The organism is Methylobacterium sp. B1, from assembly GCF_000333255.1.
GTDB lineage: Bacteria > Pseudomonadota > Alphaproteobacteria > Rhizobiales > Beijerinckiaceae > Methylobacterium > Methylobacterium fujisawaense.
The window spans coordinates 1-3,490 of the sequence record NZ_BACT01000079.1 but is presented as its reverse complement, the minus strand read 5'-3'; the positions used below and the strand labels follow the sequence as shown (position 1 = coordinate 3,490).

Here is a 3,490-nt window from a genome sequence, read left to right as displayed (position 1 = left end):
CGCTCGTCGTCGACACACCATGGCGACGCCGTACCTGATCCGGCCCTTCGAGCACGGCGCCGACATCGTCGTCCATTCGGCGACGAAGTTCCTCGGCGGCCACGGCAATTCGATCGGCGGCCTGATCGTCGACGGCGGCTCGTTCCAATGGGCGGGCGACGCGCGCTACCCGATGATGAGCCAGCCGCGGCCGGAATATTCCGGCATGGTGCTGGCCGAGACCTTCGGCAATTTCGGCTTCGCCATCGCCTGCCGGGTGCTGGGCCTGCGCGACCTCGGTCCGGCGCTCTCGCCGTTCAACGCCTTCCTGATCCTCAACGGCATCGAGACCCTGCCGCTGCGCATGCAGCGCCATTCCGACAACGCGCTGACGGTGGCCACCCATTTGTCCAAGCACGAGGCCGTGTCCTGGGTGAGCTACCCGGGGCTGGAGACCGATCGTTACCATGCGCTGGCCAAGCGCTACACGCCGAAGGGCGCCGGTGCCGTGTTCACCTTCGGTCTGAAGGGCGGCTACGAGGCGGGCGTGAAGCTGGTCTCGAACCTCCAGCTGTTCTCGCACCTCGCCAATATCGGCGACACCCGGTCGCTGATCATCCATCCGGCCTCGACCACGCACCGCCAGCTCACCGACGCGCAGAAGACCGCCGCCGGGGCGGGGCCGGAAGTGGTGCGCCTGTCGATCGGCTTGGAAGATCCGGCGGACCTGATCGACGATCTCGACGCCGCGCTCGAGGGCTGACACGGTCCCGCGCCACGAGCCGGCTCCGCCGTCGTCGCGCGCGCGGCGCGGCGACCGAGGGCAGCGGGCACTGGGTCAGCGTCGCACGGCTGGTTTGCTTCGCGACGCTCGCAAAGGCGGGGACGCCACGTTGCCGGCCGCCGCGCTCTGGCGCGACGGCCCGTGGGACGCTCAGAACGCGTCCGCCGCCAGCGCCATCGTGCTGTCCGCACCGGCCTTGATGCGGGCCAGGCGCAGGGCAGTCTCCGGCAGCATCCGCTCCATGTAGAACCGGCCGCTCGTCAGCTTCGACTCCCAGCGCGGGGAGGGCGCCTCGGCATGCTTGGCCTGGGCGGCCTTGGCGATCCGCGCCCACATGTAGCCCAGGGCCACGAGGCCGAAGAGGTGCATGAAGTCGGTTGCGCCGGCCCCGGCATTGTCGGGCTTGGCGAAGGCGTTCTGCATCAGCCACATCACCGCGCCCTGGAGATCGTTCAGCCCGGCCTGGAGCGGCTGGGTGAACGGCGCCATCGCGGGATCCTCGCCTTGGTCCTTCAGGAAGGTCTGGACCTCGCCCAGGAAGGTCATCATCGCCCGGCCGCCATCCTTCGGCAGCTTGCGGCCGATCAGGTCCATCGCCTGGATGCCGTTGGCGCCCTCGTAGATCATGGCGATGCGGGCATCGCGCACGAACTGCGACATGCCCCATTCCTCGATGTAGCCGTGGCCGCCGAGCAGCTGCTGCGCTTCGACCGCATTGGCGAAGCCGCGATCGGTGAACACGCCCTTCACCACCGGCGTCATGAGGCCGAGATAATCGTCGGCCGCCTGCCGCTCCCGGGCATCCTCGGAACGGTGCAGGATGTCGGCCTGGAGCGCCGTCCAGAGCATGAGGGCGCGGGCCGCTTCATTGAACGCGCGGATCTGCATCAGCGTGCGGCGCACGTCCGGATGGACGATGATCGGGTCGGCGGCTTTGTCGGGCGCCTTCGCGCCGGTCAGCGCCCGGCCCTGGAGGCGATCCTTCGCGTAGGCGGCGGCGTTCTGGTAGGCGACCTCGGACTGCCCGAGCCCCTGGACGCCCACGGCGAGCCGCGCCTCGTTCATCATCACGAACATGGCGTTGAGGCCGCGGTTCTCCTGGCCCACGAGCCAGCCGGTCGCGCCGTCGTAGTTCATCACGCAGGTGGCGTTGCCGTGGATGCCCATCTTGTGCTCGAGGGAGCCGCAGGACACGCCGTTGCGCGCGCCGAGGGAGCCGTCGGCGTTCACCAGAACCTTCGGCACCACGAAGAGCGAGATGCCCTTGGTGCCGGCGGGGGCCCCCTCGATCCGGGCGAGGACGAGGTGGACGATGTTCTCGGCGAGGTCGTGCTCGCCGGCCGAGATGAAGATCTTGGTGCCGGTGATGCTGTAGGCGCCGTCGCCGTTCGGCACGGCCTTGGTCTTGAGCAGCCCGAGATCCGTGCCGCAATGCGGCTCGGTCAGGTTCATGGTGCCGGTCCAGGCCCCTTCGACCATCCTCGGCAGGTACAGCGCCTTCTGCTCCTCCGTGCCGTGGACCAGCAGCGCCGCCATCGCGCCCTGCGTCAGACCGGGATACATGCCGAAGGCGAGGTTCGCGCCCGAGGCGAATTCCTGGATCGCGGTGTTCAGCGTGTGCGGCAGGCCCTGGCCGCCATAGGCTTCGGGCACCGAAAGTCCCATCCAGCCGCCGCTCGCGTAGGTGTCGTAAGCGGCCTTGAAGCCCGTCGGCGTGCGTACCGTGCCGTCGGCGTCCCGGCGACAGCCCTCCAGATCGCCTGTCCGGTTGATCGGGGCCAGGACCTCCTCGGCGAGCTTCGCGCCCTCGCGCAGGACGGCCTCGATCACATCCGGTGAGGCATCGGCGAAGCCCGCAAGGTTGTCCCGGGCATGAAAGCCGAGCACATCGGTGAGCAGGAACAGCGTGTCCTCAACCGGAGCGCGATACTGCGGCATCTCTGGCTTCCCCCGTCTGGTGCAGGCCCCTCGACACGGCCCGCTGCCTTGGCCGCATGTAACCGCCCCGCCGCCTCCGGAGCAACGGCTCGACCCCGTCGCCGCCGGACCGGCGCACCCGTCCCACGCCGCCGGTCGCTCGCGACGATTACCGGGGCCCGGTGAACCTTAACCTCGTGTTTACCAAGAAAGTTAATGGTCGCCTCGAACGATCCGACGCGTGTGTTCGTGGATACCGAATTCCGGTCCGCCCTGCGCAGAGGAAACGGACGCCGACCGCTGCCGACGACAGGCCACCGATGACCCGCAACGCGATGCCGCAGCTCGACAGTTTCGATCCCGAGGTGCTCGACGCGGCGCGCGACGTGGCGGCGCGGGCGGGCGTGCCGCTCGAGACCTGGATCGCCTCGGTGGTGCCGCAGCAGCAATCGGCCGCTCCGGGAAACCGGCGGCACCGGCGCCGCCACCGCGCCGAGCAGGTCGGTTCCGGTGCCGTCCGGCCCGATGCGGCGCCGGATCGATCCGCCCCGGCCGCTCCGGAAGGCGAGAACCCGGAGCCCCGCGCCGACGCCTACGGCCAGGGCATCGCCGCCTTGATGGATCGCCTGGACGGGCTCGACCGGGCCCTCGACCATGAGCGGCGTGCCGCCCAGGAAGCAGAGGCGCGGCGCCTCGCGGAGATCGAAGCCCGCATCGAGCGGGCCCTCAAGGCGGCCCCCGTCCAGCAGGTGACGGAACGGCTCGGCGATATCGAGCGGCGCATGTCCCAGCTCGGCGAGCAGGTCGCCA

Annotated in this window: 2 protein-coding genes and 1 pseudogene; 2 read left to right on the top strand and 1 reads right to left on the bottom strand. The window is 69.8% G+C overall.

Annotated elements, in window-relative coordinates:
- The coding region (locus I53_RS02105; RefSeq protein WP_043346130.1) for a PLP-dependent transferase at positions 1 to 742 on the top strand (742 nt) is incomplete at its 5' end.
- A 171-nt stretch (positions 743 to 913) separates the two neighbouring features.
- Here I53_RS02105 and I53_RS02100 read toward each other — a convergent pair.
- Positions 914 to 2,701, bottom strand: a complete 1,788-nt coding sequence (locus I53_RS02100) for an acyl-CoA dehydrogenase C-terminal domain-containing protein (RefSeq protein WP_043346128.1) — start codon at positions 2,699 to 2,701, stop codon at positions 914 to 916.
- A 299-nt stretch (positions 2,702 to 3,000) separates the two neighbouring features.
- On the opposite strand from I53_RS02100, the pseudogene I53_RS02095 reads away from it, so the two are divergent.
- Positions 3,001 to 3,490 (top strand): annotated as a pseudogene (locus I53_RS02095) (hypothetical protein); the annotation flags it as partial.